The sequence below is a fragment of the Cupriavidus sp. UYPR2.512 genome, from assembly GCF_000379565.1.
Lineage (GTDB): Bacteria > Pseudomonadota > Gammaproteobacteria > Burkholderiales > Burkholderiaceae > Cupriavidus.
Genome location: NZ_KB903172.1, coordinates 1 through 25341 on the forward strand (window position 1 = coordinate 1; position 25341 = coordinate 25341).

Here is a 25341-nt window from a genome sequence, read left to right on the forward strand (position 1 = left end):
ATGCCGCCGCCGACCACCAGGTTGTCGACCTTGTCGGCCAGCGACTTCAGGATGGTCAGCTTGGTCGAGACCTTGGAGCCGGCCACGATGGCCACCAGCGGGCGCGCCGGCTGGCCCAGCGCCTTGCCCAGCGCGTCGATCTCGGCGGCCAGCAGCGGGCCGGCGCAGGCGATCGGGGCGTACTTCGCGATGCCATGCGTGGTGGCTTCGGCACGGTGGGCGGTGCCGAAGGCATCGTTGACGTAGACATCGCACAGCTTGGCCATCTTCTGCGCCAGCTCGTCGCTGTTCTTCTTCTCGCCCGTGTTCATGCGGCAGTTTTCCAGCAGCACCACCTGCCCGGGCGGCACCCGGAAGCCGCCCTCGGTCCAGCCGGACAAGAGCGGCACCTGGCGGCCCAGCAGTTCCGACAGGCGGCGGCCCACCGGCGCCAGGCTGTGGCGCGGGTCGGGCGCCCCCTCCTGCGGCCGGCCCAGGTGCGAGGTGACCATCACCGCGGCCCCCGCCTGCAGGCAGGCCGCGATGGCGGGCACGGAAGCCCGGATGCGGGTATCGTCGGTGATAGCGCCCGCTGCATCCTGCGGGACGTTGAGGTCGGCGCGGATAAAGACCCGCTTGCCAGCCAGTCCACCGGCTGCAAGCAGTGCGGCCAGCGTGTGCGGCGCCGCCGCGGGTTTCGGTTGCGGGTTCGTAGCATGGGATAGGCTCATCATGGCAACCTGCTAGCGTGCGTGGGCCAGCGCCACCGCGGTATCCAGCATGCGGTTGGAGAAGCCCCATTCGTTGTCATACCAGGCCGACACCTTGACCAGCGTGCCGTTGACCTTGGTCAGGGTGGCGTCGAAGGTGGACGAGGCCGGGTTGTGGTTGAAGTCCACCGAAACCAGCGGCGCGGTGTTGTAGTCCAGGATGCCCTTGAGCTCGCCTTCGGCGGCTGCCTTCAGGATGCCGTTCACTTCCTCGACGGTGGTCGGCCGCGCTGCCACGAAGGACAGGTCGACCAGCGACACATTGATGGTCGGCACGCGCACGGCAAAGCCGTCCAGCCGGCCGTCCAGCTCAGGCATCACCAGCCCGACCGCGGCGGCGGCGCCGGTCTTGGTCGGGATCATCGACATGGTGGCCGAGCGCGCCCGGCGCAGGTCTTCGTGGTAGACGTCGGTCAGCACCTGGTCGTTGGTATAGGCGTGCACCGTGGTCATCAGGCCGTTCACCACGCCCAGCTTCTCGTGCAGCGGCTTGACCAGCGGCGCCAGGCAGTTGGTGGTGCACGAGGCATTGGAGACCACTGTGTCGGTCGCCTTCAGCACGCCGTGGTTGACGCCGTAGACGATGGTGGCGTCCACATCCTTGCCGCCGGGGGCGGAGATGATCACCTTCTTCGCGCCGCCCTTCAGGTGGGCCGATGCCTTTTCCTTGCTGGTGAAGAGCCCGGTGCATTCCATCACCACGTCCACGCCCAGCTCGCCCCACGGCAGCTCGGCCGGGTTGCGCTGCGCCAGCACGCGGATCCGGTCCCCGTTGACCCGGAAGGCATCGCCGTCGACCGAGACCTCGCCCGGAAAGCGGCCGTGGACGGTGTCGTACTGGGTCAGGTGCGCATTGGTGGCCGCGTTGCCGAGGTCGTTGATGGCGACGATCTCGATATCGTGCCGCTTGCCGCCTTCATAGTGGGCGCGCAGCACATTGCGGCCGATGCGTCCGTAGCCGTTGATGGCAACCTTGATAGTCATGCTGTCTCCTTTACTTGTCTTGGTATCCTTGCCGGTCGCGCGTTGGCGCGCCGGCGCAACATCAGGCGGCTGGCGCCAGCCGCGCCGGCGTCAGCAGCGCCGGCAACGCCTCCAGCGAATCGAGCAGCGCGTCGGCGCCCAGCGCCGCGGGCCCGCCGGGGCCGGCGTAGCCATAGCGCACCAGGCAGACCGGGATGCCGGCCGCGCGCGCCGCCGCCACGTCCACCGCCGAATCCCCCACCAGCACGCCCTGCGCCGGATCGACGTCGAGCAGGTTGCAGGCGTGGCGCAGCGGTTCGGGGTCCGGTTTCATCTGCGCGATCGAGTCGCCCGCGACCAGCACTTCCAGGTACTGCGACAACCCGGTCAGCGCCAGCAGCGGCACGGCCAGCGCATGCGGCTTGTTGGTGACGCAGGCAAGCCGGTAGCCCTGCCGCCTGAGCGCCTCCAGGCCTGCCTCCACGCCCGGGAACACCGACCCGAGGCGGCCGTTGGTCTCGGCATAGTGGCGGTGGAACATCGCCACGGCTTCGGCAGCCTCAACCTGTGATGCGAGGCCGGCGGTCTCGAGCACGCGCCGCACCAGGTTGGGCACCCCACGGCCGATGAAGCCGGCCACGGTGTCGAACGGCAATGCCGGGCTGCCGAGGTCCGCCAGCATGCGGTTGGCAGCCTCGACAATGTCGGGCGCACTATCGACCAGCGTGCCGTCCAAGTCGATCAGCACCGCGATGCAGGGCATGGATACGGTAGCCATCACGCGTCCTCCAGCAGCACGCGCACGGCCGCGGCGACATGCGCCGGGGTCAGGCCGAAGTGCTGGTACAGCGCCTCGGCCGGCGCGGATTCGCCGAAGCTGTCGATGCCCAGCGCCAGGCCGTGCTCGCCCACCACACCGCGCCAGAACCAGGTGCCGCCCGCCTCCACGCTGACGCGCGGCAAGCCCGGCGGCAGCACGGTGTCCCGATACGCCACGTCCTGCGCGTAGAACAGTTCCACGCAGGGCATGGACACCACGCGTGCGGCGATGCCGGCATCGGCCAGGTCCAGTGCCGCGCGCATGGCGATTTCCACCTCGGAGCCGGTGGCGATCAGCACTACGCGCGGCGCCGGCACCTCGCGCAGCACATAGCCGCCGCGCGCAATCTCCGCGCGCTGGGCCGCATTGCGCTCAAACGGCATCAACGCCTGCCGCGACAGCACCAGGCAGCTCGGGCCATCCTCGCGCCGCAGCGCGGCCAGCCACGCGTACGCGGTCTCGGCGCCGTCGCAGGGGCGCCAGACCTGGTTGTTGGGGATCAGCCGCAGGCTGGCGGCGTGTTCCACCGGCTGGTGGGTGGGACCGTCCTCGCCGAGCCCGATCGAGTCATGGGTCAGCACGTGGACCACGCGCAGGCGCATCAGCGCCGCCATGCGGATGGCATTGCGCGAATAGTCCGAGAACGTCATGAAGGTGCCGCCGTAGGGAATCAGCCCCCCATGCAGCGCAATGCCGTTCATGGCTGCGGCCATGCCGAACTCGCGTACGCCGTAGCTCACGTAGTTGCCATGCCCGGCATGGTTGACCCAGACCGACGCCTTGACATCGGTCAGGTTGGAGCCGGTCAGGTCGGCCGAGCCGCCCAGCAGCTCGGGCAAGGCGGGCGTGAGCGCCTCCAGGCACAGCTGCGATGCCTTGCGCGTGGCGAGCTTGCCTTGCAGCGGCGACGGCGCGTCGAGCAAGGCCATCAGCCCGGCATCGAAGCCTTCCGGCAAGCGGCCCTTGACGCGGCGCGCGAACGCCTCGGCCAGTTCGGGGTACGCGGTGCAATAGCCGACAAAGCGCGCCTCCCACTCGGCCTCGCGCGCGGCGCCTTGCGCGCGCGCGTCCCAGGCGTCGGCGACATCCGCCGGCACCGTGAAGGGTTCGGCTTCCCAGCCCAGCGCGGTGCGCATGGCGGCGATCTCAGGCGCGCCCAGCGGGGCGCCATGCACATCGTGCCCGCCGGCCTTGGCGGGCGCGCCATTGCCGATCACGGTGCGGCAGCAGATCAGCGTGGGGCGGTCGCGTTCCGCCTTGGCCGCATGCAGCGCGGCGTCGAGGGCGTGCGCATCGTGCCCGTCGACACCGGCAATGACATGCCAGCCGTAGGCGGCAAAGCGCTTCGGGGTGTCGTCGGCAAACCAGCCGGCGACCTCGCCGTCGATGGAGATGCCGTTGTCGTCGTACAGGCAGATCAGCTTGCCCAGCCTGAGCGTGCCCGCCAGCGAGCAGGCTTCGTGGCTGAGCCCTTCCATCAGGCAGCCGTCGCCAAGGAAGACGTAGGTGTGGTGGTCGACGATGTCGAAGCCGGGCCGGTTGAAGGTCGCCGCCAGCAGCTTCTCCGCCAGCGCCATGCCGACGGCATTGGCCAGGCCCTGCCCCAGCGGCCCGGTGGTGGTTTCCACGCCCGGCGTCACGCCAAGCTCCGGATGGCCGGGCGTGGCCGCGTGCAGCTGGCGGAACTGGCGCAGCTGCGCCATCGGCAGGTCATAGCCGGTCAGGTGCAGCAGCGCATACTGCAGCATGGAAGCATGGCCGTTGGACAGCACGAAGCGGTCACGGTCTGGCCAGGCCGGGTTGGCCGGGTTGTGGCGCAGGTGGCGCCGCCACAGCACTTCGGCCATCTCGGCCATGCCCATGGGTGCGCCCGGGTGGCCGGACCTGGCCTGCTCCACCGCGTCGGCGGCCAGGAAGCGCAGCGCATTGGCACAGCGCGCTGCGGAGTCGATGCGTTCTGGGGCGTTCATTCAGTAGATCCTCGCGAGTCGGCGTTTCACGGTCGAGTCCTTACAGCGCGGCGCGCTTGCGGCGCTCCATCATGCGCAGCACAAAGGGCGTGAAGATCAGCTGCATGGCCAGTTCCATCTTGCCGCCGGGCACCACGATGGTGTTGGCGCGCGACATGAAGGAGTCGTGGATCATGCTCAGCAGGTACTGGAAGTCGATCCCCTTCGGGTTGGCAAAGCGGATCACCACCATGCTTTCATCGGGCGCGGGGATTTCGCGCGAGATAAAGGGGTTGGACGTATCCACGCACGGCACCCGCTGGAAGTTCACATGCGTGCGCGAGAACTGCGGGCAGATGTAGTTCACGTAGTCAGGCATGCGGCGCAGGATGGTGTCGGTCACGGCCTCAGTCGAGTAGCCGCGCTGCTTCTTGTCGCGCCAGAGCTTCTGGATCCATTCCAGGTTGATGACAGGCACCACGCCGATCAGCAGGTTGGGATACTGGGCGACATTGACCGCGTCGGTGACCACGCCGCCGTGCAGGCCTTCGTAGAACAGCAGGTCGGTATCGGCCGGCAGCGGCTCCCACTGGGTGAAGGTGCCGGGTTCCTGCCCGAACGGCGCGGCCTCCTCCGGGCTATGCAGGTAGTGCCGGTGCATGCCCGTGCCGGTTTCGGCGTAGGAGCGGAACAGGTTCTCCAGCTCGCCGAACAGGTTGTTCTCCTCGCCGAAGTGGCTGAAGTTCATATTGCCGGTGCGCTCGGCCTCGGCCATCTTGACCTTCATCTCGGCGCGGTCGTAGCGGTGGAAGCTGTCGCCTTCGATCACCACTGACTTCACGCCTTCGCGGCGGAAGATATTCTCGAAGGTACGGGTCACCGACGTGGTACCGGCGCCCGAGGAGCCGGTGATGGCGATAATGGGATAACGTTCTGACATGGCCAGGCACCTCAGGCAGACGCGCGGAACAGGCTGCGCTCGTTGAACAGGGGACTCGGAAGGTCGGGATCGGTCTGGTCGGTGTGATAGCCCTCGATCCGTTCCACTTCATTGCGCGAGCCGAAGATCACGCCGATGCGCTGGTGCAGCGCGCCCGGCGCCACCGACATCAGCGTCTGCCGGCCCGTGCTGGCGCGCCCGCCGGCCTGCTCCATCAGGAAGGCGATCGGGTTGGCCTCGTACAGCAGGCGCAGGCGGCCCGGCCTGGCGGGATCCTTGCTGTCGCGCGGGTACATGAAGACGCCGCCACGCATCAGGATGCGGTGCGCCTCGGCCACCATCGACGCAATCCAGCGCATATTGAAATCCTTGCCGCGCGGCCCGCTCTTGCCAGCCATGCACTCGGAGATATAGCGCTGCACCGGCGCTTCCCAGAAGCGGCTGTTCGACGCGTTGATGGCAAATTCCTGGGTATCGGCCGGCACCCGCAGGTTGGGGTGCGTCAGGAAAAATTCGCCCAGGTTGGGATCGAGCGTGAAGCCGTTGACGCCGTTGCCCACGGTCAGCACCAGCATGGTGGTAGGACCGTAGAGCGCATAGCCGGCCGCCACCTGGGCGCTGCCGGGCTGCAGGAAGTCCTGCTCGTTCACGGCGCTTGCGCCTTCCGGGGCGCGCAGCACCGAGAAGATGCTGCCCACCGAGACATTGACGTCGATGTTGGACGAGCCGTCGAGCGGATCGAACACCAGCAGGTACTTGCCGCGCGGGTAGTGTTCCGGGATCTGGTAAGGCGCCTCCATCTCCTCCGACGCCATGCCGGCCAGGTACCCGCCCCACTCGTTGACGCGCAGGAAGGTGGTATTGCTCAGCACGTCCAGCTTCTGCTGGATTTCGCCTTGCACGTTGATGGCCCCCGCTTCTCCGGCTTGATTGCTGGCCTTGCCGTGCAAGCCGCCCAGCGCGCCGAAGGCAACCGCGCGCGCAATTTCCTTGCAGGCCATGGCGACGTTGAGGATCAGGCCGTTGAAGCCGCCGCTGGCATCCGGATAGCGGCGGCGTTCCTCGATCAGGAACTGCGTCAGGGTCATCCTTTGGACTTCAGGCATGACAGGTCTCCTATAGATTGGCTATGTGTTCTTGTGTAGTGCCGGTGCGGGTGGCCGCTATGTGATCGTGGCGGCCTCGCGCAGGCGCCGCAGGATGCTCCAGTAGCCGCCGTCGGCATCGGGCGAGCCGAACACGGCGCTGCCGGCCACGAAGGTGTCGGCGCCCGCGCGGGCGATCCCGGCAATGTTGTCGGCCTTGACGCCGCCGTCGATCTCCAGCCAGACCGGCCGCCCGCCGGCGTCCAGCTGCCGGTCGATGCGTGCCCGTGCCTGGCGCACCTTGTCCAGCACGCCCGGAATGAAGGCCTGGCCGCCGAAGCCCGGGTTCACGCTCATCAGCAGCACCAGGTCGAGCTTGTCCAGCGTATGGTCCAGCCAGCCCAGCGGCGTGGCGGGGTTGAGCACCAGGCCGGCCTTGCAGCCGTGGTCGCGGATCAGGCCGATGGTGCGATCGACATGGCGGCTCGCCTCCGGATGGAAGCTGATGATGTTGGCGCCGGCCTTGGCAAACAGCGGGATCAGCGCGTCAACCGGTTCCACCATCAGGTGCACGTCGATGGGGATGGAGACCAGCGGCCGGATCGCCTCGCACACCAGCGGGCCGATGGTCAGGTTGGGCACATAGTGGTTGTCCATCACATCGAAGTGCACCAGGTCTGCGCCGCCGGCCTCGATCGCGCACACCTCTTCGCCCAGGCGCGCGAAATCGGCTGACAGGATGGATGGCGCCAGGCGGGTGGCACGCTGGCTGCCATGGCCGGTGTCGGGTTCAGTGGCATGCATGTCAGGTGGCCTCGATCAGGGTGCCGTGGTGCCAGGCGCGCAACGCGGCAAGGTCAGCCCAGCGGTTTGCCGCGCCGGGCACGTGCTGGGGCATGGGCTCGCCGGGATCGCCAAGATGCGGCAGCACCAGCAGCGCGCCCTCGAAGGCGTCCTGCGCGCTGAACGCGGTGGGCGTGACCACGGTGGGGATGCCGGCCGCCCGGGCGGCGCGCAAGCCGTTCGCCGAGTCCTCGATCGCCAGGCAATCACCGCCTTCCAGGCCGAGCCGCTCCAGCACGGCCAGGTAGACATCGGGCGCCGGCTTCTTGATGGCCGTGGTGCCGGCGTCGCCAATGGCGGCAAAGCGACGGCGCCAGTCCGCGCCAAGTGGCGCCTGCAGCAGCGCGTCGAGGTTGGCCGGCGTGGTGGTGGTGGCAATCGCGATCGGGAGACCAGCCTCGCCGGCCTCGGCGATCAGGCGGGCAATGCCCGGGCGCAGCGGCAGGCCGCCCGCCCCCACGCGCTCGGCATAGTGGCGGGTCTTGATGGCGTGCACGGCGTCGATGGTTTCCTTCACCTTGCAGCCGCGGGCCTCTTCCGGGTCGACCATGCGCCAGTAATGCATCAGGCGCTCCTTGCCGCCGGCCACCTTGAGCAGGCGCGTGTAGAGCGGCGTGTCCCAATGCCAGTCCAGGCCGACCTCGGCGAAGGCGGCATTGAAGGCTTGCAGGTGCGCGCTTTCGGTATCGGCCAGCGTGCCGTCGACATCAAAAATCAGGGCTTGCATGGCTTACTCCTTGGCCGGGGCCTGTGCCTCCGGCCCAGCCTTCGAAAACACGCGGCTGGCAAGCAGGTCAGACGCCGTGATGGTGGTCAGGGTACGGTCGTCGACGACCGTGCCGGCATCGTCCAGCAGGCGCGAGGCATGGCGCAGCCGCGCGCGGTCCAGCGCATTGCGCACGCTGCGGGCATTGGCAAAGTGCGGCTGTGCCATGCGCCGGGCCAGGTAGTCGGCAAACACGGCCCGGCTTTCGTCGTCGAAGCGGTATTGCATCTCGGCCAGCATCAGGTCGGCGATCTGGCGCAGCTCGTCGAGCTGGTAGTCAGGGAAATCGACATGGTGGGCAACGCGCGAGGACATACCCGGGTTGGACTCGAAGAAGCGGTCCATGCGGTCCTTGTAGCCGGCCAGGATCACCACGAGGTCGTCGCGGTTGTTCTCCATCACCTGCAGCAGGATCTCGATGGCCTCCTGGCCATAGTCGCGCTCGTTCTCCGGGCGGTAGAGGTAGTAGGCCTCGTCGATGAAGAGCACCCCGCCCATGGCCTTCTTCAGGATCTCCTTGGTCTTGGGCGCGGTATGGCCGATGTACTGGCCGACCAGGTCGTCGCGGGTCACCGCTACCAGGTGGCCGCGGCGCACGTAGCCAAGCTGGTGCAGGATCTGCGCCATGCGCATGGCCACGGTGGTCTTGCCGGTGCCGGGATTGCCGGTGAAGCACATATGCAGGCTGGGCGCACCGGCGCTGAAGCCGCGCGCGGCGCGCAGCTTGTCCACCAGCAGCAAGGCGGCGATATCGCGGATGCGAGCTTTCACCGGCTTCAGTCCGATCAGCTCGCGGTCAAGCTGGGCCAGCAGCTCTGTGATGCCCGAGCTGGCCAGCGACTCGGCCAGCGATCCGGCCTGAGCCGTTGGCGGCTGCAGCGGTGCGGTCGTTTCAGGTGCGGACATGGCAGGCTCCGTGAGGATCATTCGAGCATCCGGCTCGAAATTTCGAGGCGCAGCTCCCCCCGGTGCGCAGCCTTGCGGCAGCGCAACCGTGGGATTGCATAGTCAGGAAATCGCCGGCGGCAGCGCCGCGCGGCGGTTCAGCCGGCGCCGCTCAGTAGCGGCTGCCCTCGGGGCGTGCCTGCACGGCGTAGCTCTCGATCGAGTAGCGCATGGTGCGGCCGGGCTCTTCCTGGCGCACCAGGCGGAAGCCGGGCTCGTCGGCAGGACGATTGACGATGAACGACATCACCACCGACTCCACCGTATGCGTCGAATCGAAAGCCGTGACGCGGATGTAGTGGTTGGGGAAGGTGCTGCGCGCGTTGTTGATCTCCAGCAGGATGCCGGCGGCATCGCGCAGGTCGAACATCGGCAGGCCGAACATGTCCCAGTAGGTATTGCGCGGATGCGGGTCGTCGGTGTACTCGATGCCGACCGCCCAGCCCTGGTTCAGGCAGTATTCAAGCTGGCTGGTGATCTGCGCGTCGGTGAGGTCGGGCAGGAAGGAAAAAGTGCCTTGAGTAATACGCATGATGTCCTCTCGTTCTTTGGGTTCGCTGTGGTGGCGTGCTTTGGTGTCGTCTCGCCAGGCTCAGGCCACCGACGCGGTGGGCGCGAAGTCCGAGGTGTCGGTCGGCGTGTAGTTGAAGCTGATATCGCCCCAGGTATCGAGCGCAGCCCGCAGCGGTGCGCACCAGCGCGCGGCATCGCGCAGGATCTCCGGCCCTTCGTTGAGGATGTCGCGGCCTTCGTTGCGCGCCAGCACCATCGCTTCCAGCGCAACGCGGTTGGCGGTGGCGCCGGCCTGGATGCCCTGCGGGTGGCCGATGGTGCCGCCGCCGAACTGCAGCACCACATCGTCGCCAAAGAGGTGGATCAACTGGTGCATCTGGCCGGCGTGGATACCGCCGGAGGCCACCGGCATCACCTTGCGCAGCGAAGCCCAGTCCTGGTCAAAGAACAGCCCGCGCGTCAGGTCGGTGTGGGTGTATGCATCACGGCAGACGTTGTAGTAGCCCTGCACGGTCAGCGGATCGCCTTCCAGCTTGCCCACGGCGGTCCCGGTGTGCATGTGGTCGACGCCTGCCAGGCGCAGCCACTTGGCAATCACGCGGAACGACACGCCGTGATTCTTCTGCCGGGTGTAAGTGCCATGGCCCGCGCGGTGCAGGTGCAGGATCATGTCGTTCTGGCGGCACCAGTTGCTCATGGACTGGATACAGGTCCAGCCAACGATCAAATCGATCATGATGATGACCGAGCCCAGTGACTTGGCGAACTCGGCACGCCGGTACATCTCTTCCATGGTGCCGGCAGTCACGTTGAGGTAGCTGCCCTTGACCTCGCCGGTGGCAGCCGAGGCCTTGTTGACCGCGTCCATCACGAACAGGAAGCGGTCGCGCCAGTGCATGAAGGGCTGCGAGTTGATGTTCTCGTCATCCTTCATGAAGTCCAGCCCGCCCTTCAGGCCCTCATACACCACGCGGCCATAGTTGCGGCCCGACAGGCCCAGCTTGGGCTTGGTGGTGGCGCCCAGCAGCGGGCGGCCGAACTTGTCGAGGCGCTCGCGCTCGACGATGATGCCGGTGGACGGACCAGCGAAGGTCTTCACATAGGCCACCGGGAAGCGCATGTCTTCCAGGCGCGCCGCCTTGATCGGCTTGAAGCTGAAGACGTTGCCGATGATCGACGCGGTCAGGTTGGCAATCGAGCCTTCCTCGAACAGCGACAGGTCATAGGCCACGTAGCAGAAGAACTGCTCGGGGTTGTTGGGCACCGGATCGACCCGGTAGGCCTTGGCGCGGTACATGTCGCAGGCGGTCAGGCGGTCGGTCCACACCACCGTCCAGGTGGCGGTGGAGGATTCGCCGGCCACCGCGGCAGCGGCCTCGACCGGATCCACGCCGTCCTGCGGCGTGATGCGGAACAGCGCCAGCAGGTCGGTATCCTTGGGCTCGTAGTCGCCGTCCCAGTACCCCATTTCCTTGTACTTCATGACGCCGGCGTCGTAGCGCTTGCGCGGCTTGGCTTGGACCGGTTCAGGTGCGTTCATGCTTGTCTCCTTGCGTGGTTGAGCGTCGTGGCTGCTGCGTTGATGCAAAGATATAAGCCCACCCACATAAGGTAAATTCAGATATTCTTAGCCCCTACATAAGCAATCCCTTAAGTGCGACCCGAACTGCACATGACGGGCTCATCCAAAGCCGCCCCTACTGCCCATGTCCTTCCTGCGCGCCCTCACCCTTCGCCAGTTGCAGATCTTCGTCACCGTGGCCAGGCACGCCAGCTTCGTGCGCGCGGCCGAGGAACTGCACCTGACCCAGCCGGCGGTCTCAATGCAGGTCAAGCAGCTTGAATCCGTGGTTGGCATGGCGCTGTTCGAGCGGGTCAAGGGGCAGCTCACGCTGACTGAGCCCGGCGACCGCCTGCTGCACCATGCGTCCCGGATCCTCGGCGAGGTCAAGGACGCCGAGGAAGGCTTGCAGGCAGTCAAGGACGTCGAGCAGGGTTCGATCACGATCGGGCTGATCAGCACGTCGAAGTACTTCGCGCCCAAGCTGCTCGCCGGCTTTACCGCGCTGCACCCGGGCGTGGACTTGCGCATCGCCGAGGGCAACCGCGAGACGCTGCTGCGGCTGCTGCAGGACAACGCCATCGACCTCGCACTGATGGGCCGCCCGCCGCGCGAACTGGACGCGGTGTCGGAACCCATTGCCGCGCATCCGCACGTGCTGGTGGCCTCGCCGCGGCACCCCCTGCATGACGCAAAGGGGTTCGACCTGCAAGAACTGCGTCACGAGACCTTCCTGCTGCGCGAACCGGGTTCCGGCACCCGCACCGTGGCGGAGTACATGTTCCGGGACCACCTGTTCACGCCGGCCAAGGTGATCACCCTGGGCAGCAACGAGACCATCAAGCAGGCCGTGATGGCCGGCATGGGCATCAGCCTGTTGTCGCTGCACACGCTGTCGCTGGAACTGCGCACCGGCGAGATCGCGCTGCTGGACGTGACCGGCACGCCGATCGAGCGCATCTGGCACGTCGCGCATATGTCCAGCAAGCGTTTGTCACCAGCGAGCGAGAGCTGCCGCGCCTATCTGCTGGAGCACACAGCGGAGTTTTTGGGGAAGGAGTATGGCGGGCTGATGCCGGGGCGGCGGGTGGCCTGAGGTTCTCCAGTCCCGCTCGGAGCCAGCTGGGGCAGCGGCAGCTGGTGAAGGCCTTCTGATGACAAAGGCTAGAGAATTGCGAATCCTCTGATCGCCATGAACGATCGCGATGGCACTAGAGGCATCATCGAAACAACGGTGATTGGCGTAGCAACCTGAAACTCGCTAAAGATGGCCGCATCATGCGGCCAAGTTCGCGCGTTTAGGAGCTCGCAATGCAAAAACGAACCACGTCGAAACATGAAACCGTGCCGGCCGCCAATCCAGTAGACTGCCTCGAATCGCTCGAGCACATCAGCGCCAGCCTTAGTTGCATCCTGTCCCTGCTGGAAGTGGAAAGCGAGCGTTCCGAGGCGTGCCACGGCATTCATTGCCTGGTGGTCATGATCAAGCTGCGGCTTGATCAGACTGCTGCGGAGCATTTCCCTTCGGACTGAGGCGAATGTCCGGCGCGGCCGCTACGAGGGCAGTCTTGATGGCGGTTGGTCAAACTGGAGAATGAAGGATAACCGCAGCTTCGGCTGCGGTTATTCACTTTGGACGCCTGATACAACGTTGGGCTGGCTGGGCCGTCGCTTGTCGGCCACCTGCGGTCATAGACCCATGCTTTCGCACGGACATTCGAACGCCGGCTGCGGGCTTTCTCGCTTTCGCGGTGTGTAGCCGTCTCGTGACGCCATCACGCCCGGCCTCGCCCGCGAGCGGGATGGCCGACAACTAGCTTTCTCAGTGGCCGGTGCTATCTTGTAGTATCGGCGCCCCGGCCAGCCACGGCGCCGGTTTGCCCACCCGCCGTGATCGACGGGCCGCTGAGCGCCGACGTCAGGCGGCACGAGCGCCTGAGGCAAAAGCCTGGCCACGGCGCAGCAACGATGAAAGAGGAAGGTGAATTATGAAGATGCTACTCACAGTCGAAATCCCTCATGAGCCCTTCAACTCCCTCGTCAGAGGCGGGAAGGCGGGCGAGATAATTGGGCGTATCCTAGAAGCGATCAAACCGGAAGCGGTGTACTTTACTGAGCAAGACGGAATGCGCTGCGGGGTCTTCCTGATCAACGTCGAAAATCCATCCGACGTTCCTGCTTTTGCGGAGCCCTTCTTTCTCAACTTCCAGGCCAACTGCAAGTTCCGCATCGTGATGAGCCAGGAGGATCTGCAAAAGGCTGGTCTGGAGGAACTAGGGAAGAAGTGGGCGTGATGAGCGGTCGGCGAGATCGGTAACGAATAGCCCCCAGACCGCCCCATACTCATTTCCGTTAATGGTATCTAACATTTCCGTCAACACGGAGGCCATGCAAGCGGCACGCCGCTCGCATGGCGCCGGTTACGTCCAGTGTTGATGTTGTAGAAAATACTTGAAGTCGCATCGACGGGTTGAATCCGCAGTCGGCAAGCGACAATCGGCTACCGGACCCGGCCGGGCGTCCGGATGCCGACCGTGAACCAGCAATGGAGACGATGATGGAAAAAGACGATCACCCGAAGCCGTTCTACAGATCCCTCTACCTCCAGGTCATCACCGCCATTGTCATCGGCGTCATCCTCGGCCATTTCTGGCCGCATGCCGGCGAGGCGATGAAGCCGTTGGGTGATGGCTTCATCAAGCTGATCAAGATGATCATTGCGCCGATCATCTTCTGCACGGTCGTGGTGGGCATCGCCGGCATGGAGGACATGAAGAAGGTTGGCAAGACCGGCGGGCTGGCGCTGCTGTACTTTGAGGTCGTGAGCAGCATTGCGCTGTTGGTCGGCCTGTTGATCATCAACATCGTCAAGCCCGGCGCCGGCATGAACGTCGACGTATCCACCCTCGACACGAAGGGCATCGCCGCCTATACCGAGCCCGGCAAGATGCAAGGCACGGTCGATTTCCTGCTGCACGTGATCCCGAACACGGTGGTGGATGCCTTTGCCAAGGGTGAGATCCTCCAGGTGCTGCTGTTCGCGGTGATGTTCGGTTTCGCGCTGCACAGGTTCGGCGGCCGCGGCACGTTGGTGTTCGACTTTATCGAGAAGTTTTCGCACGTGCTGTTCACCATCGTCGGCTACATCATGAAGGTCGCGCCGATTGGCGCCTTCGGCGCCATGGCCTTCACCATCGGCAAGTACGGCGTGAGCTCGCTGCTGCAGCTTGGCCAGCTGATGGCGACCTTCTACGCCACCTGCCTGCTTTTCATCTTCGTTGTGCTGGGCACCATCGCGCGGCTGCATGGCTTCTCGATCTGGAAGTTCATCAAGTACATCAAGGAGGAACTGCTGATCGTGCTGGGCACGTCGTCGTCGGAATCCGTGTTGCCGCGGATGATGGCCAAGCTGGAGAACCTGGGCGCCCGCAAGTCCGTCGTCGGACTGGTGATCCCGACTGGCTACTCCTTCAATCTGGATGGCACCTCCATCTATCTGACCATGGCGGCGGTGTTCATCGCCCAGGCGACCAACACCGACATGACCCTGATGCAGCAACTCACCCTGCTCGCCGTGCTGCTACTGACCTCCAAGGGCGCCGCCGGTGTCACCGGGAGTGGCTTCATCGTGCTGGCGGCCACGCTTTCGGCGGTGGGGCATGTTCCTGTGGCGGGGCTGGCCCTGATCCTCGGCATTGACCGCTTCATGTCGGAGGCCCGCGCCCTGACCAACCTGATCGGCAACGGCGTGGCCACAGTGGTGGTGGCAAAATGGACCGGCGACCTCGATGTCGAGCGGATGCACCGCAGGCTTGATAAAGAGTCGGACATTGATGCCGACGAGCCGGAAGTGGTGCTCGACCAGGTCGCGACCCATATGCCGGCCGCCGACACCACGGTAGTCCAGTGAGCGGCAGCGCGCAAGCACACATCACCGGCAACTATGGCTCCCGGGCACTACGGAAGGCTTCGACCGCGGCAATCACCAGCGCAGGCACGATTTCGAAATGGCTGCTTGAGTCGATTCAGCCTCACGAGCTGCTGTTCCGCCTGGCCGAGGAGGCGGGCGTGGTACTGCTGCCTGGCAAGGGATTCGGTACGCGCCACCCGTCGGGTCGGGTCTCGCTGGCCAACCTCAATGAAGAAGACTATGTGAAGATTGGTCGCTGCGTGCGCAAGCTGCGCGACGAGTATCTCGAACCTGTCGCTGGAGCTGCGCACCGGCGAGATCGCGCTGCTGGACGTGACCGGCACGCCGATCGAGCGCATCTGGCATGCCGCGCATATGTCCAGCAAGCGTTTGTCACCAGCGAGCGAGAGCTGCCGCGCCTATCTGCTGGAGCACACAGCGGAGTTTTTGGGGAAGGCGTATGGCGGGCTGATGCCGGGGCGGCGGGTGGCCTGAGGTTCTCCAGTCCCGCTCGGAGCCAACTGGGGCAGCGGCAGCTGGTGAAGGCCTTCTGATGACAAAGGCTAGAGAATTGCGAATCCTCTGATCGCCATGAACGATCGCGATGGCACTAGAGGCATCATCGAAACAACGGTGATTGGGCGTAGCAACCTGAAACTCGCTAACGATGGCCGCATCATGCGGCCAAGTTCGCGCGTATAGGAGCTCGCAATGCAAAAACGAACCACCTCGAAACATGAAACCGTGCCGGCCGCGAAATCCAGCAGACTGCCGCGAATCGCTCGAGCATATCAGCGCCAGCCTTAGTTGCATCCTGTCCCTGCTGGAAGTGGAAAGCGAACGTTCCGAGGCGTGCCACGGCATTCATTGCCTGGTGGTCATGAATGGGTGAAATGCTGGACGGCACGAGACACGCGTGCCGTTCCAGGTGGGAGCGTCAGGCAATCACTCCGGCTGAACGCCAGCGTCCTTGATGATCTTCGTCCACCGACTCACTTCGTCGCCGAAGAATTTCTTGTGGCCCGCCGGTGAGAGACGGTCGTCCGCCACAACGGTAATGCCCAATGCCTCTTCACGCTTGATCAATGCCGGATCCTTCAACGCTGCGCGCAAGGCCTTGTTGAGCTTATCCAGTATCCCTGGGGGCGTACCACGCGGCGCATACAATCCATGCCAGACGGTGAAATTGAAGCCGGGTAAGCCCGCCTCATTCAGCGTCGGAATACCCGCCAAAGCCGGCACCGTCGAGCGTTGTGCGCTGGTCACTCCATAGGCCTTGACTTTCCTGGCTTCGATCTGCGGTGTACTGTTCGTAGCCTGCTCGCACATGAGATCGACTTGTCCACCCATGATGTCGGACATCGCGGGCGCCGTTCCTTTGTACGGAACGAAGGTCATGTTGCTCTTCAGCGTACTTTGCAGCAGCAAGCTGCAAAGGTGGGACGCCGATCCGACGCCTGCATTAGCCAGGTTTAGCTTTCCGCCATTCGCGGCAATGAGCTTGCGAAGGTCGGCAAGATTATTCGGCGGTAGCCCAGTCTTGCCTATCAGGGTCGACGGCGCCTCGTTGATCAACCCCAGGAACTCCAGGTCCGAGGTCTTGTAGCCGAGCTTCTTGTACAACGCGGGCGCTGTCGCCAGGCCGATATGGTGAACCAGCAGCGTGTATCCATCAGGGTTCGCGCGCGCAACACGCGCCGTGCCGATGGTGCCGCCGGCTCCGGCGGTATTCTCCACGACGACCGTCGTGCCGAGCGTTTTACGCAGCGATTCGGCGACGTCGCGCGCAATCTTGTCGCTCGGCCCTCCCGCCACGAACGGGACAACCAAAGTGACAGGCTTCTCCGGATATTCGGCGCGGGCGTAGCCAGATGTGACGAAGAGACCGCTGACAATGCATAGGGTTGCGGCTCGCATCGCCGCTTGCTTGATCCACATGGTTGTCTCCGTTTGTGTTTTTGAGTTGTTGCCGCTTAAGCCGACAATTGCTGCATCACGCTGTAAAGGTCCGACTTGCCTTCGAAGCCAATGCCCGGCAGGTCAGGCATCGTGAGGTAGCCCTTCTCGACCTTGACGCCATCGGGGAATCCGCCGAACGGCTGGAACAGGTCGGGGTAGCTCTCATTGCCACCCAGGCCCAGGCCTGCGGCGATGTTCAGCGACATCTGATGGCCGCCGTGCGGGATGCAGCGGCTGGCGGACCAACCGTGCTGCCTGAGCATGTCGAGCGTGCGCAGGTATTCGACCAATCCATAGCTCAGCGCGCAGTCGAACTGCAGATAGTCGCGGTCGGGACGCATGCCGCCGTAGCGGATCAGGTTGCGGGCGTCTTGCATCGAGAACAGGTCCTCGCCCGTCGCCATCGGCTTGTCGTAGTAATTGCGCAGCGTAGCCTGCAGCTCGAAGTCCAGCGGATCGCCCGGCTCCTCGTACCAGAACAGATCGTATTGCGACAGCGCTTTCGCATACTGGATGGCGGTGTCGAGATCGAAGCGGCCGTTGGCGTCAACGGCGAGCTTCTGACCATCTTGCAGAACGCTCAGGATCGAGTCGATGCGGCGCAGATCCTCGTCCAGCGACGCGCCGCCGATCTTCTTCTTGACCACCGTGTAGCCGCGGTCGATGTAGCTGCGCATCTCGTCCTTGAGCTTGCCGTGATCCTGGCCGGGATAGTAGTAACCACCGGCGGCGTAGACGAACACCTTACGGTCTGCCTGCCCATTGCCATAACGGTCGGCCAGCAGCTGGTACAGCGGCTTGCCCTCGATCTTGGCAACGGCGTCCCAGATTGCCATGTCGATGGTGCCGATCGCGACCGAACGCTCGCCATGGCCGCCCGGCTTCTCGTTCTTGAACATGGTGTCCCAGATCTTGTGGGGATCCAGGTTGATCCATGCCCTTCCTCGCGTGCTTATATGTCCAATACCAGCTCCGCACACTTCGCTCTAGAAACGCAGATCAAGATCGACTTGTTTGCGATGCGCTCATCTTCGCTTAAGACGTAGTCACGATGATCGGCCACGCCGGCAGCCAGCGGGACTTCACAGCTTCGACACAGCCCCTCGCGGCACGACGACGGCAGGCATACGCCGTTCGCCTCAAGCACCTCAAGGATGCTGGCATCTTGCGGGACCGTGAATCGTCCCCCATGCTTGAGCAGACGCACCTGAAAGGCGTCGCGTTCGGCAATCGCTTGCGCATCGGCGCTGAACCGTTCGACATGCACAGCAAGAGGATCGATGCCGAGCGTCTGCGCGTGACCGCACACCGCGTCCATCAAGGGACCTGGCCCGCAAGTGTAGACATGCCAGCCCGATGGCATCTGCCGCAACGCCGCCTCGAGGTCGGCCCGGCCGTCCTGTTCGTCATCGGCATGCAACACGATCCGATCCGCAAACGGCGCGAGCTGCTCAAGGTACCCGGCATGGCGCCGCGAGCGCACGCAATACAGCAGACTCCACGCGTAACCGAGGTCGATACACCGCCGGATCATGCTCAGGATCGGCGTAATGCCAATGCCTCCGGCTACAAACAGATGGCCTGCAGCCGCCTCCTCCAACCCGAACAGCGACCGTGGCGCGCCCACTTGTAGGCAATCACCGAGCCGCAACTGCTCATGGGCAAAACGAGAGCCGCCGCGAGAAGCCGAAGCCAGGCCGATGCCGAGCCAATAGCGCGTCCTGTCGGTCGCCGAACTGGCAATCGAATACTGCCTCGTCAGGCCATTTGGAAAGCCGACGTCGACGTGTGCGCCCGGTTCAAATGGCGGCAAGGCCTCACGCGAACGATGCTGAAGCTCGACACCGAGCACGCCTTCAGCCTCCAGACGAAGGCCAGTTACGAGCAGTTCCATCATGCCCCCCCGGTCTGACCGTCCCGGGTCTGCGCAGACTCGTCGGCGAGCCTGCGTTCGACGACCCACCGGAATTGCGACAACGCTGCGTCGATAGAAAATGGCATCATCTTGAAGCCCGGTGCCAGCGCCAGCGAACGTTGCTGCGCTGTGATGATGTCGCGATCCTCATCGAACGCCGTGACCACGCTTTGGTGAATCGAGCGCGTGACCTCCGGATTGTCGATCGCAAAATTGTGGGGATGCGCGAAGAAGTAGTGCGTGGAGGTTTCTGTCTCCGGCGTCAGCGCCTGGCAACCGCGAAACTCGGCGGCGTCGACACGCGTGCCGTCAGGCGCACCGGTGCCCGCGGGCGCCATGCCAGAATCCATCAGCAGGATGGCCGGAATCGTGAAGTTGTAGATATTCCAGCGATCGACCCTGCCGGGCCAGTTCTTGACCTGCTTCGCGAATGGCGGCGCTTCCGTATTGATGGTCCAGCGAGTAATGCGCACGCCATCCTCCAGTCGCTCGACTTTGGGCTGCGCGACGGCATAGTCCTCACTGCCACCGAGCGTGGTGGGATGCACAAACGGTAAGTGCGAGAAATCGAGCAGGTTGTCGGCGATCAGCAAATAATTCACGTCGTAGTGAATGTACCCGTCGAGGCTGCGCCAAGCGGGATCGGCCAGCCAGTGCGTATCGGGAATCACATCGGGATCCGCCGCTTCGGGATCGCCCATCCAGATCCAGATCCAGCGGTTGCGCTCAACCACCGGAAACACGCGCACACGCGCCTGTGGCGGGATTCGCTGCTGCGCTGGCGCCTCGACGCACTGGCCCGATGTGTCGAACTTCAGGCCGTGGTACATGCAGCGCACACAGTCGCCTTCTCGCCGACCGATCGACAACGGCGCTCCGCGATGGCAGCAACGGTCCTCCAGCGCGTGAAGCGTACCGTCCTCGGACCGATACATCAGTACCGGAATGCCGATGATCGTACGACTGAACAGATCGCTTGCGCCGACCTCATTGTCCCAGCCAGCCACATACCAGGTGTTCCTGACGAACATTGCGTGTCTCCTGTGAGTGAACGCCCTCTGCGAGGCGTGTTGACAGGAGGTTAGGTAAGACGTCAACATGCGTCAATATCATGCCGGTCATTGATGGAATGTACTCCATGCATACTGACGATTTCGACTACAACCTGCTGACGGTGTTCGACGCCATGCTCCGCGAACGCAGCGTGACGCGCGCAGCCCAGCAGCTCGGCCTCACGCAGAGCGCAATGAGTCATGCTTTGAACCGTTTGCGCGAGTACTTCGACGATCCGCTGTTCGTCAAGACGTCCGCAGGGATGACGCCAACGACCAAGGCCGAAGCGCTGGCAGAGACCATCCTCGAGGTCATGACCGCAATGCGCACGCGCGTACTGCCGCAGGCAAGCTTCGATCCGGGATCGATGCAGCGCACATTCACGCTCTGCATGACCGATATGGGTGAACTGGTGTTCCTGCCGCCCTTGATGAAGCGGCTGCGCGTGATGGCGCCGCACTGCAAATTGCGAACGTTGCAGGTGCCGATTCCGCAAATCGAAGCGCTGCTGGCATCGGGTGATGCCGATCTGCTGCTGGGTTCCGTGCAAACTGCGCCGGAATCGCTCTTTCAGCAGCAACTCTTCATGCATGGCTTCGTGACCATCGTCAGCAAGAAGAACAATCAGGTACGCGACGCCATGACGATCGACCAATTCGAGTCGATGCCACACATCGCCGTCAGCCTCGCCGGCCGATCAAGCCCCTCCTACGATGAGGCATTCGAACGCCACGGGCTCAAGCGCAATATCTATCTTCATACGCCTCACTTTCTCACTATTCCACTGCTGATGGAGCAGCAACCGGAGCTGATTGCCACAGTGCCTGAAGAGCTGGCGAATGTCTTCAGCCGCTACGGCATCGTGCGAGTGGTAAAGCCACCCGTTGCGTTGCCTCCCTACGCGCTGAGCCAGTACTGGCATCCGCGGTTTCACCACGATCCGGCGATAGTGTGGTTGCGTCAACTAGTGAAGCAGACTTTTGAGCGGTACCCGGAAACCGATTTGTCGCCGGACACCGTGCCGGTTCCATTTCGCAGCAAGCAAGCACAAAGAAAGCACAACGCCTGACTACGTTTCGCTGCCGCGTTGGGACTCAAGTGAGAGGGCGTCCGCGATGGTCGACAACGCGCCTAACCAAGGTGGTCAGAATGGCTGTTGTGCCCTTGAGGACCGCCACTGGGGCCGCGCGGGGTCGAACGTCGGAAACGGGTCGATCAAAGACGGCCGCAGTTTCGCAGCGGTCATCCGCCGGCTGGCAGGAGTCATTCGACAAGAGGTGCCTTTTGATCGACAATCGGTGTTCCGATACGACCACGCTAAAAGCTCATGAGGTGCCTGTTAAAAATCAGCTTGTTGCGTCAGTTGTTCGCAATCAGCCTTGCCGCAGCGGTTGCATTGCCCGTACTGGCTCAGGAAATCTACAACAACCTCGCCTCCAGGCCGTCCGGAAAAATCTATTTCAACAGCGTCACCCCGAAGAGCAAATGGGAGCTGGTCCATCGAAAGTACGACAGGAAACCAACGACCGTGTGGGGCATGCTGTACATGCCCGAGAGCGTCCAACGCAGAGTCCCCGCCATGGTGATCTCCCACGGGTCGGCGGGCGTACAGGAAAAGGACATCGACCGCTGGGTACGTGCGTTCAACCAGATGGGAATTGCAGCGTTCGTGGTCGACTCGTTTGGCGGCCGCGGGATTACTGGCACCATGGATGACCAGTCGCAATTGAGCCCTGCCGCCAACGACGCCGATGCGCTATTTGCCTTGAAACTGCTGAGTACGGATCCGCGTATCGATCCGCAAAGAATCGGGCAGATAGGATTTTCACGGGGTGGGCATGTTGCGATGGATCTGGTGCTCGAATCGTTCCAGAAAGGTGTCATCGACGACGATACACGGTTCGTTGCGCTGATTGGTTTCTACCCCGGATGCACTCAACTCTGGTGGGAGGTCCCGCCACCTCAGTTGACAGGGGCACCATTGATGCTGGCCGTGGGCGATAAGGATGACTACACACCAGCGCAGCCGTGCCTCAATGTCGCGGAGACCATGAAGCGAGATGGACAGTCGGTGGAGGTGCACGTGTACGCCGGGGCTTATCACGATTTCGACAATACGCACGTCTACTTCAAGTACTTTCCCGGTGCCACGACGCTCCGCGATTGCCCCCAGGCTATCCTCGACGTTCGGCACGATGCGTATTACCGGCTGCTGAGCGGGGAGAAATACGCCAGCTTCCAGGCTATGGACGCTGAATACAGGCGCTGCATTGCTCGAGGCGTCTCAGCCGGGTCCAGTCTCGATCAAGGCAGAAAATCTGAAGCTGATGTAAAAGCGTTTTTGACGAGGGCAATGGGGTTGTAGCGATGGCGCTCCGTTTATTGAAGCAGACAGGCCTTCTATTCTCGGGCCCTATGCTTTCATCCCCCATCTGTCAGCTAGGCAGCGAACCGAAGATCTAACAACCTCCAGCGGGCCGACGGTCGCCTATCGGCCATCAGGCGTCATTCGCTCACCGCGTCGGATAGACATTCAGAAGTCGGTTCCGTCCAGGAAGCAGCCATACCAATACAATTCATGCGTTGATTTATCTTGCGAGTCGATAGGCATGTTGAGCAGCCCTGGGCGGGAGAATTCAGAGTATCCCCATTGTCCGATTTCATGATCGTCGCCACACTGCGCGGCGTCGCGGCAGTGCGGAAGTAAAGCGTCGGATTCTTGGCAGGCGAAGGAGGTTCGTAGACCTCCTCCGGGCCGCCGGCGCGCCGGCGCGCGCGACGCAACGCAACGCAACCCAACGCAGAAGGTCTAAACCAGCCGACAGGCATGGCAAGCGAGGCGCTCGAATGAGGCATCGATGAGCGCGTAGCCGCCGGCCAGCATGTCGCACGTTGACCCGCTCTTGCCTCACAAATGAGTCGAGGTGCATCGTGCGCTGTTAGGGATGCGACGCAGACACTGCAGCAGCCGCAGGAGGTGGATTTTGGGTCGAGATATGCATTGAATCTTGCGCATTACCTGCTTGTCAGAACAGGGACAGTGCAACATAAGCGCACTAGGCTCGGACAAGGCTGGCGGGCGCGAAATAGAAGCTGCCCCGCGAGCCCGTTTGGGGCGCCCTATCACGACTGCGACCCGCCGTGCATGATCCACGGCGATTATGTCGACGCAGGAGTAAGTCGCGCACTCCAAGAGAAGTGCACGACTTGTTTGCGTCTTCCCGCACTAGTTGTCGAGTTTCACCCCGGACTGGGCGACGATATCCTTCCACTTGACGTAGTCTGCCTGCACGAAATCGGCAAACTCCTTCGGCGACATCTGCTTAGGCTCCGCGCCCTGCTCATGGATGGCTCGAATCACCGAAGGAGAAGAGAGAACCTTGTTGACCTCGGCGTTGATGCGGTTCACGATCTCCGGCGGGGTCTTCGCCGGCGCAAACAGCCCATACCACGTGCTGACATCTACCTCTTTGTATCCACTTTCGGCTACAGTCGGGACGTCTGGGAGAGAGGAACTTCGCTTCGCAGAGGTGACAGCTATCGGTCGCAGCGTGCCAGCTTTGATTTGCGCAAGAACGGACGGGACTGAGGCCACCATCAAGTCAACATTGCCGGCGATGGTGTCCGGAATCCCAGCACTCGATCCCTTGTAGGGAACATGCAATAGTTTGATACCCGCCGCACGGCTGAAAATCTCGGCCGCCAGATGGACCGTTGTACCACTCCCGGGAGAACCATACTTAAGCGAGCCCGGCGCGGCGCGTGCAGCTTTCACGACGTCACCAAGTGTCTTGAGCTTGGAATTGACCGATGTAACCATGACAATGGGGGTATAGGCTACATGGCTGACCGCGACAAGATCGCGGCCTGGTACATAGGTTACGGACTTGTAGATCCACGGAGCCACGGACAAATTGTCCTTCTGGCCCATAACCAGGTCATAGCCGCCTGGCGCGGACCGTACAATGTCTGCGATCCCGACGGTCCCCCCAGCCCCAGGCTTGTTCTCTGGCACGAAGTTCCACTTCGTCGCCTGTGACACTTCTGTAGTCACCAAGCGAGTCAGAATGTCCGAGCCACCGCCGGGCGTCCATGGAATAACGACTCGGATTGGCTTCGTCGGCCAAGGCGAACTGGCCTGTGCCTGCGCGCTAGTGAGTCCGCACGCCATCAGAAAGATGGCAAAGATTGTCTTTATCACCTTGTGTCTCCTTTAGTTTAAGTCTTGATGCCGCGAGCATTCTCGGCTCGATGGCATTGTCGTGTACTAAACCCGGCAAACGTGAAACGACCCATCCAAGTAATTAAGGCTTAAGGAATTTCAGAAATTAATCTGAGGGCGCTCTAACGAGCCTATCGTCCTCAACAGCGGAGCTTTCGGCTGACGAAGTAGCACCGCACAGAGATCAGTTCTGTATCATTTGCCCCGTCTCCAACCCAAATTTGAGTCTAGTCATAGGCTCCTTGGATACTTGAGAAAGTAACCGCGTTAGCTGCCTGATAACGTTCTGAGACTGGTCCCCTGCCAGATCCGATCCTTTACCAGATCCGTCATAACGTCGCGGAGCAGCTTATAGACCGCATCAGTCGCAGCGCTGGATGCATTGAGAGAGGAGGTACAAACTGAGAGGGGGCGTGTGAATTGCTGGGCACGAACCTTCAACACCTGTACGTCTCCAGCAGCTTCCTCCTTCGCGACCACTGCCCATGGAAGGAATGTCGATGCGATGTTCTGGACCACACACGCCTTCAACAGCGTGAGCGAATCCAACTCCGCAACCGGCTTGAAACTTAGCCCGGCGATCGTACAGGCGGTATCCACCACCAAACGCATGCTGTTGCCAACGGCAGGCATCACGAGTTTCGTCTCCAACGCCTCTTCCAGGCTGATACTCGTCCGCCCCTTATCCGAAAAAGGGCTATTCGGTGGGCAAACATAGAAGAGTTCCTCGTCCAGCACTGTCTGAATCTCAAGTCCTCTTGGCGCATGATCAAGGAACAGGATAGACATATCAAGTCGACCGCTTAACGTGAACTCTTGTAGCAGAACACTCAGTCCTTCGACAATCTGCAGCCGCACCAGCGGAAGGTGCTCATGACATGCACGGATCATTGCAATGGGCGTTGTTGCATAAATCCGGGGTCGGATGGGCTGACGTTTACGCACAACGACTGGAGCGCTGGCTCTGTAATGAGATGGTCGCCCCCATCCCCCACGAGCGGTTACGCTTAGGGGGCGTTTTCTGCCGAGGAGGCCATCATGCAAGACACGACGCTGGTTGGAATCGATCTGGGTAAGCACTCCTTCCACCTTCACGGTCAGGACAGACACGGCAAGGCCGTGTTTCGCAAGAAGGTGAGCCGTAAGCA

The 25341-nt window shown here is 63.0% G+C and carries 24 protein-coding genes and 3 pseudogenes; 10 read left to right on the plus strand and 17 right to left on the minus strand.

Annotated elements, in window-relative coordinates:
* The 11 genes from pgk to A3A5_RS0130605 form a co-directional block, all read right to left on the minus strand.
* On the minus strand, nucleotides 1-713 hold a 713-nt coding region (gene pgk / locus A3A5_RS0130555), incomplete at its 3' end, for a phosphoglycerate kinase (RefSeq protein WP_018314248.1).
* Nucleotides 714-722: 9 nt separating this feature from the next.
* Complete coding sequence (gene gap / locus A3A5_RS0130560; protein ID WP_018314249.1) at nucleotides 723-1733, minus strand: type I glyceraldehyde-3-phosphate dehydrogenase; 1011 nt, start codon at nucleotides 1731-1733, stop codon at nucleotides 723-725.
* 61 nt (nucleotides 1734-1794) lie between these two features.
* Nucleotides 1795-2490 carry a phosphoglycolate phosphatase gene (gene gph / locus A3A5_RS0130565; protein ID WP_018314250.1) on the minus strand — a complete coding sequence of 232 codons (696 nt, stop codon included), beginning with the start codon at nucleotides 2488-2490 and terminating at the stop codon, nucleotides 1795-1797.
* Complete coding sequence (gene tkt, locus A3A5_RS0130570; RefSeq protein WP_018314251.1) at nucleotides 2490-4502, minus strand: transketolase; 2013 nt, start codon at nucleotides 4500-4502, stop codon at nucleotides 2490-2492. The genes gph and tkt overlap by 1 nt, the downstream gene beginning before the upstream one ends.
* Nucleotides 4503-4542: 40 nt before the next feature.
* A complete protein-coding gene (locus A3A5_RS0130575) occupies nucleotides 4543-5421 on the minus strand; it encodes a phosphoribulokinase (RefSeq protein WP_018314252.1) in 879 nt (292 codons plus the stop codon).
* Between the two features lie 11 nt (nucleotides 5422-5432).
* The gene (locus tag A3A5_RS0130580) at nucleotides 5433-6527 is read right to left on the minus strand and encodes a class 1 fructose-bisphosphatase (RefSeq protein WP_026201303.1); all 1095 of its coding nucleotides are present in this window, start codon (nucleotides 6525-6527) and stop codon (nucleotides 5433-5435) included.
* A 57-nt stretch (nucleotides 6528-6584) separates the two neighbouring features.
* On the minus strand, nucleotides 6585-7310 hold the full coding sequence (gene rpe / locus A3A5_RS0130585) for a ribulose-phosphate 3-epimerase (RefSeq protein WP_018314254.1): 726 nt from the start codon (nucleotides 7308-7310) through the stop codon (nucleotides 6585-6587).
* A gap of 1 nt (nucleotide 7311) precedes the next feature.
* On the minus strand, nucleotides 7312-8076 hold the full coding sequence (locus A3A5_RS0130590) for an HAD family hydrolase (protein ID WP_018314255.1): 765 nt from the start codon (nucleotides 8074-8076) through the stop codon (nucleotides 7312-7314).
* Nucleotides 8077-8079: 3 nt separating this feature from the next.
* On the minus strand, nucleotides 8080-9021 hold the full coding sequence (cbbX, locus tag A3A5_RS0130595) for a CbbX protein (protein ID WP_026201304.1): 942 nt from the start codon (nucleotides 9019-9021) through the stop codon (nucleotides 8080-8082).
* Between the two features lie 151 nt (nucleotides 9022-9172).
* On the minus strand, nucleotides 9173-9592 hold the full coding sequence (locus tag A3A5_RS0130600) for a ribulose bisphosphate carboxylase small subunit (protein WP_018314257.1): 420 nt from the start codon (nucleotides 9590-9592) through the stop codon (nucleotides 9173-9175).
* Nucleotides 9593-9652: 60 nt separating this feature from the next.
* The gene (locus A3A5_RS0130605; protein ID WP_018314258.1) at nucleotides 9653-11113 is read right to left on the minus strand and encodes a form I ribulose bisphosphate carboxylase large subunit; all 1461 of its coding nucleotides are present in this window, start codon (nucleotides 11111-11113) and stop codon (nucleotides 9653-9655) included.
* 166 nt (nucleotides 11114-11279) lie between these two features.
* Here A3A5_RS0130605 and A3A5_RS0130610 point away from each other — a divergent pair, with 166 nt between their 5' ends.
* From A3A5_RS0130610 to A3A5_RS43715, 7 genes and pseudogenes are all read left to right on the plus strand, one after another.
* Entirely contained in the window at nucleotides 11280-12230 is a 951-nt protein-coding gene (locus tag A3A5_RS0130610) for a LysR family transcriptional regulator (RefSeq protein WP_013953011.1), read from the plus strand.
* Between the two features lie 215 nt (nucleotides 12231-12445).
* Entirely contained in the window at nucleotides 12446-12667 is a 222-nt protein-coding gene (locus A3A5_RS0130615) for a DUF1484 family protein (protein ID WP_018314259.1), read from the plus strand.
* Nucleotides 12668-13122: 455 nt separating this feature from the next.
* Nucleotides 13123-13428, plus strand: a complete 306-nt coding sequence (locus A3A5_RS0130620; protein WP_018314260.1) for a hypothetical protein — start codon at nucleotides 13123-13125, stop codon at nucleotides 13426-13428.
* Nucleotides 13429-13691: 263 nt separating this feature from the next.
* On the plus strand, nucleotides 13692-15044 hold the full coding sequence (locus A3A5_RS0130625) for a dicarboxylate/amino acid:cation symporter (protein ID WP_018314261.1): 1353 nt from the start codon (nucleotides 13692-13694) through the stop codon (nucleotides 15042-15044).
* A gap of 95 nt (nucleotides 15045-15139) precedes the next feature.
* Nucleotides 15140-15334: pseudogene (locus A3A5_RS45155) on the plus strand (bifunctional aspartate transaminase/aspartate 4-decarboxylase); the annotation flags it as partial.
* Nucleotides 15294-15539, plus strand: coding sequence for a hypothetical protein (locus A3A5_RS43710; RefSeq protein WP_018314262.1), 246 nt, complete (start codon nucleotides 15294-15296; stop codon nucleotides 15537-15539). The pseudogene A3A5_RS45155 and the gene A3A5_RS43710, both read left to right, overlap by 41 nt.
* Before the next feature lie 241 nt (nucleotides 15540-15780).
* The gene (locus A3A5_RS43715; protein WP_232431488.1) at nucleotides 15781-15936 is read left to right on the plus strand and encodes a DUF1484 family protein; all 156 of its coding nucleotides are present in this window, start codon (nucleotides 15781-15783) and stop codon (nucleotides 15934-15936) included.
* Nucleotides 15937-15989: 53 nt separating this feature from the next.
* Here A3A5_RS43715 and A3A5_RS0130635 read toward each other — a convergent pair whose 3' ends face one another.
* The 4 genes and pseudogenes from A3A5_RS0130635 to A3A5_RS0130650 all read right to left on the minus strand — a co-directional run bounded on the left by A3A5_RS0130635 (nucleotide 15990) and on the right by A3A5_RS0130650 (nucleotide 19949).
* Nucleotides 15990-16982 carry a tripartite tricarboxylate transporter substrate-binding protein gene (locus A3A5_RS0130635; protein ID WP_018314263.1) on the minus strand — a complete coding sequence of 331 codons (993 nt, stop codon included), beginning with the start codon at nucleotides 16980-16982 and terminating at the stop codon, nucleotides 15990-15992.
* 35 nt (nucleotides 16983-17017) lie between these two features.
* Nucleotides 17018-17932 (minus strand): annotated as a pseudogene (locus tag A3A5_RS39580) (enolase C-terminal domain-like protein); the annotation flags it as partial.
* Between the two features lie 23 nt (nucleotides 17933-17955).
* A complete protein-coding gene (locus A3A5_RS0130645; RefSeq protein ID WP_018314265.1) occupies nucleotides 17956-18900 on the minus strand; it encodes a PDR/VanB family oxidoreductase in 945 nt (314 codons plus the stop codon).
* Nucleotides 18897-19949, minus strand: coding sequence for an aromatic ring-hydroxylating dioxygenase subunit alpha (locus tag A3A5_RS0130650; protein ID WP_018314266.1), 1053 nt, complete (start codon nucleotides 19947-19949; stop codon nucleotides 18897-18899). The genes A3A5_RS0130645 and A3A5_RS0130650 overlap by 4 nt, the downstream gene beginning before the upstream one ends.
* Before the next feature lie 107 nt (nucleotides 19950-20056).
* Between A3A5_RS0130650 and A3A5_RS0130655 the strand changes: the two genes are divergently transcribed.
* Together A3A5_RS0130655 and A3A5_RS0130660 are read left to right on the plus strand one after the other, a co-directional pair.
* On the plus strand, nucleotides 20057-21040 hold the full coding sequence (locus tag A3A5_RS0130655) for a LysR family transcriptional regulator (protein WP_018314267.1): 984 nt from the start codon (nucleotides 20057-20059) through the stop codon (nucleotides 21038-21040).
* 258 nt (nucleotides 21041-21298) lie between these two features.
* Nucleotides 21299-22336: a dienelactone hydrolase family protein gene (locus tag A3A5_RS0130660; RefSeq protein ID WP_018314268.1), complete on the plus strand. Its 1038-nt coding sequence runs from the start codon at nucleotides 21299-21301 to the stop codon at nucleotides 22334-22336.
* Between the two features lie 861 nt (nucleotides 22337-23197).
* Here the strand turns inward: A3A5_RS0130660 and A3A5_RS0130665 are convergent.
* Nucleotides 23198-24172 (minus strand): tripartite tricarboxylate transporter substrate binding protein, encoded by a 975-nt coding sequence (locus tag A3A5_RS0130665; protein WP_018314269.1) that lies wholly within the window; start codon nucleotides 24170-24172, stop codon nucleotides 23198-23200.
* A 288-nt stretch (nucleotides 24173-24460) separates the two neighbouring features.
* On the minus strand, nucleotides 24461-25138 hold the full coding sequence (locus tag A3A5_RS0130670) for a LysR substrate-binding domain-containing protein (protein WP_157637338.1): 678 nt from the start codon (nucleotides 25136-25138) through the stop codon (nucleotides 24461-24463).
* A gap of 93 nt (nucleotides 25139-25231) precedes the next feature.
* Here A3A5_RS0130670 and A3A5_RS43720 point away from each other — a divergent pair.
* Nucleotides 25232-25341, plus strand: a pseudogene (locus tag A3A5_RS43720) (IS110 family transposase); the annotation flags it as partial.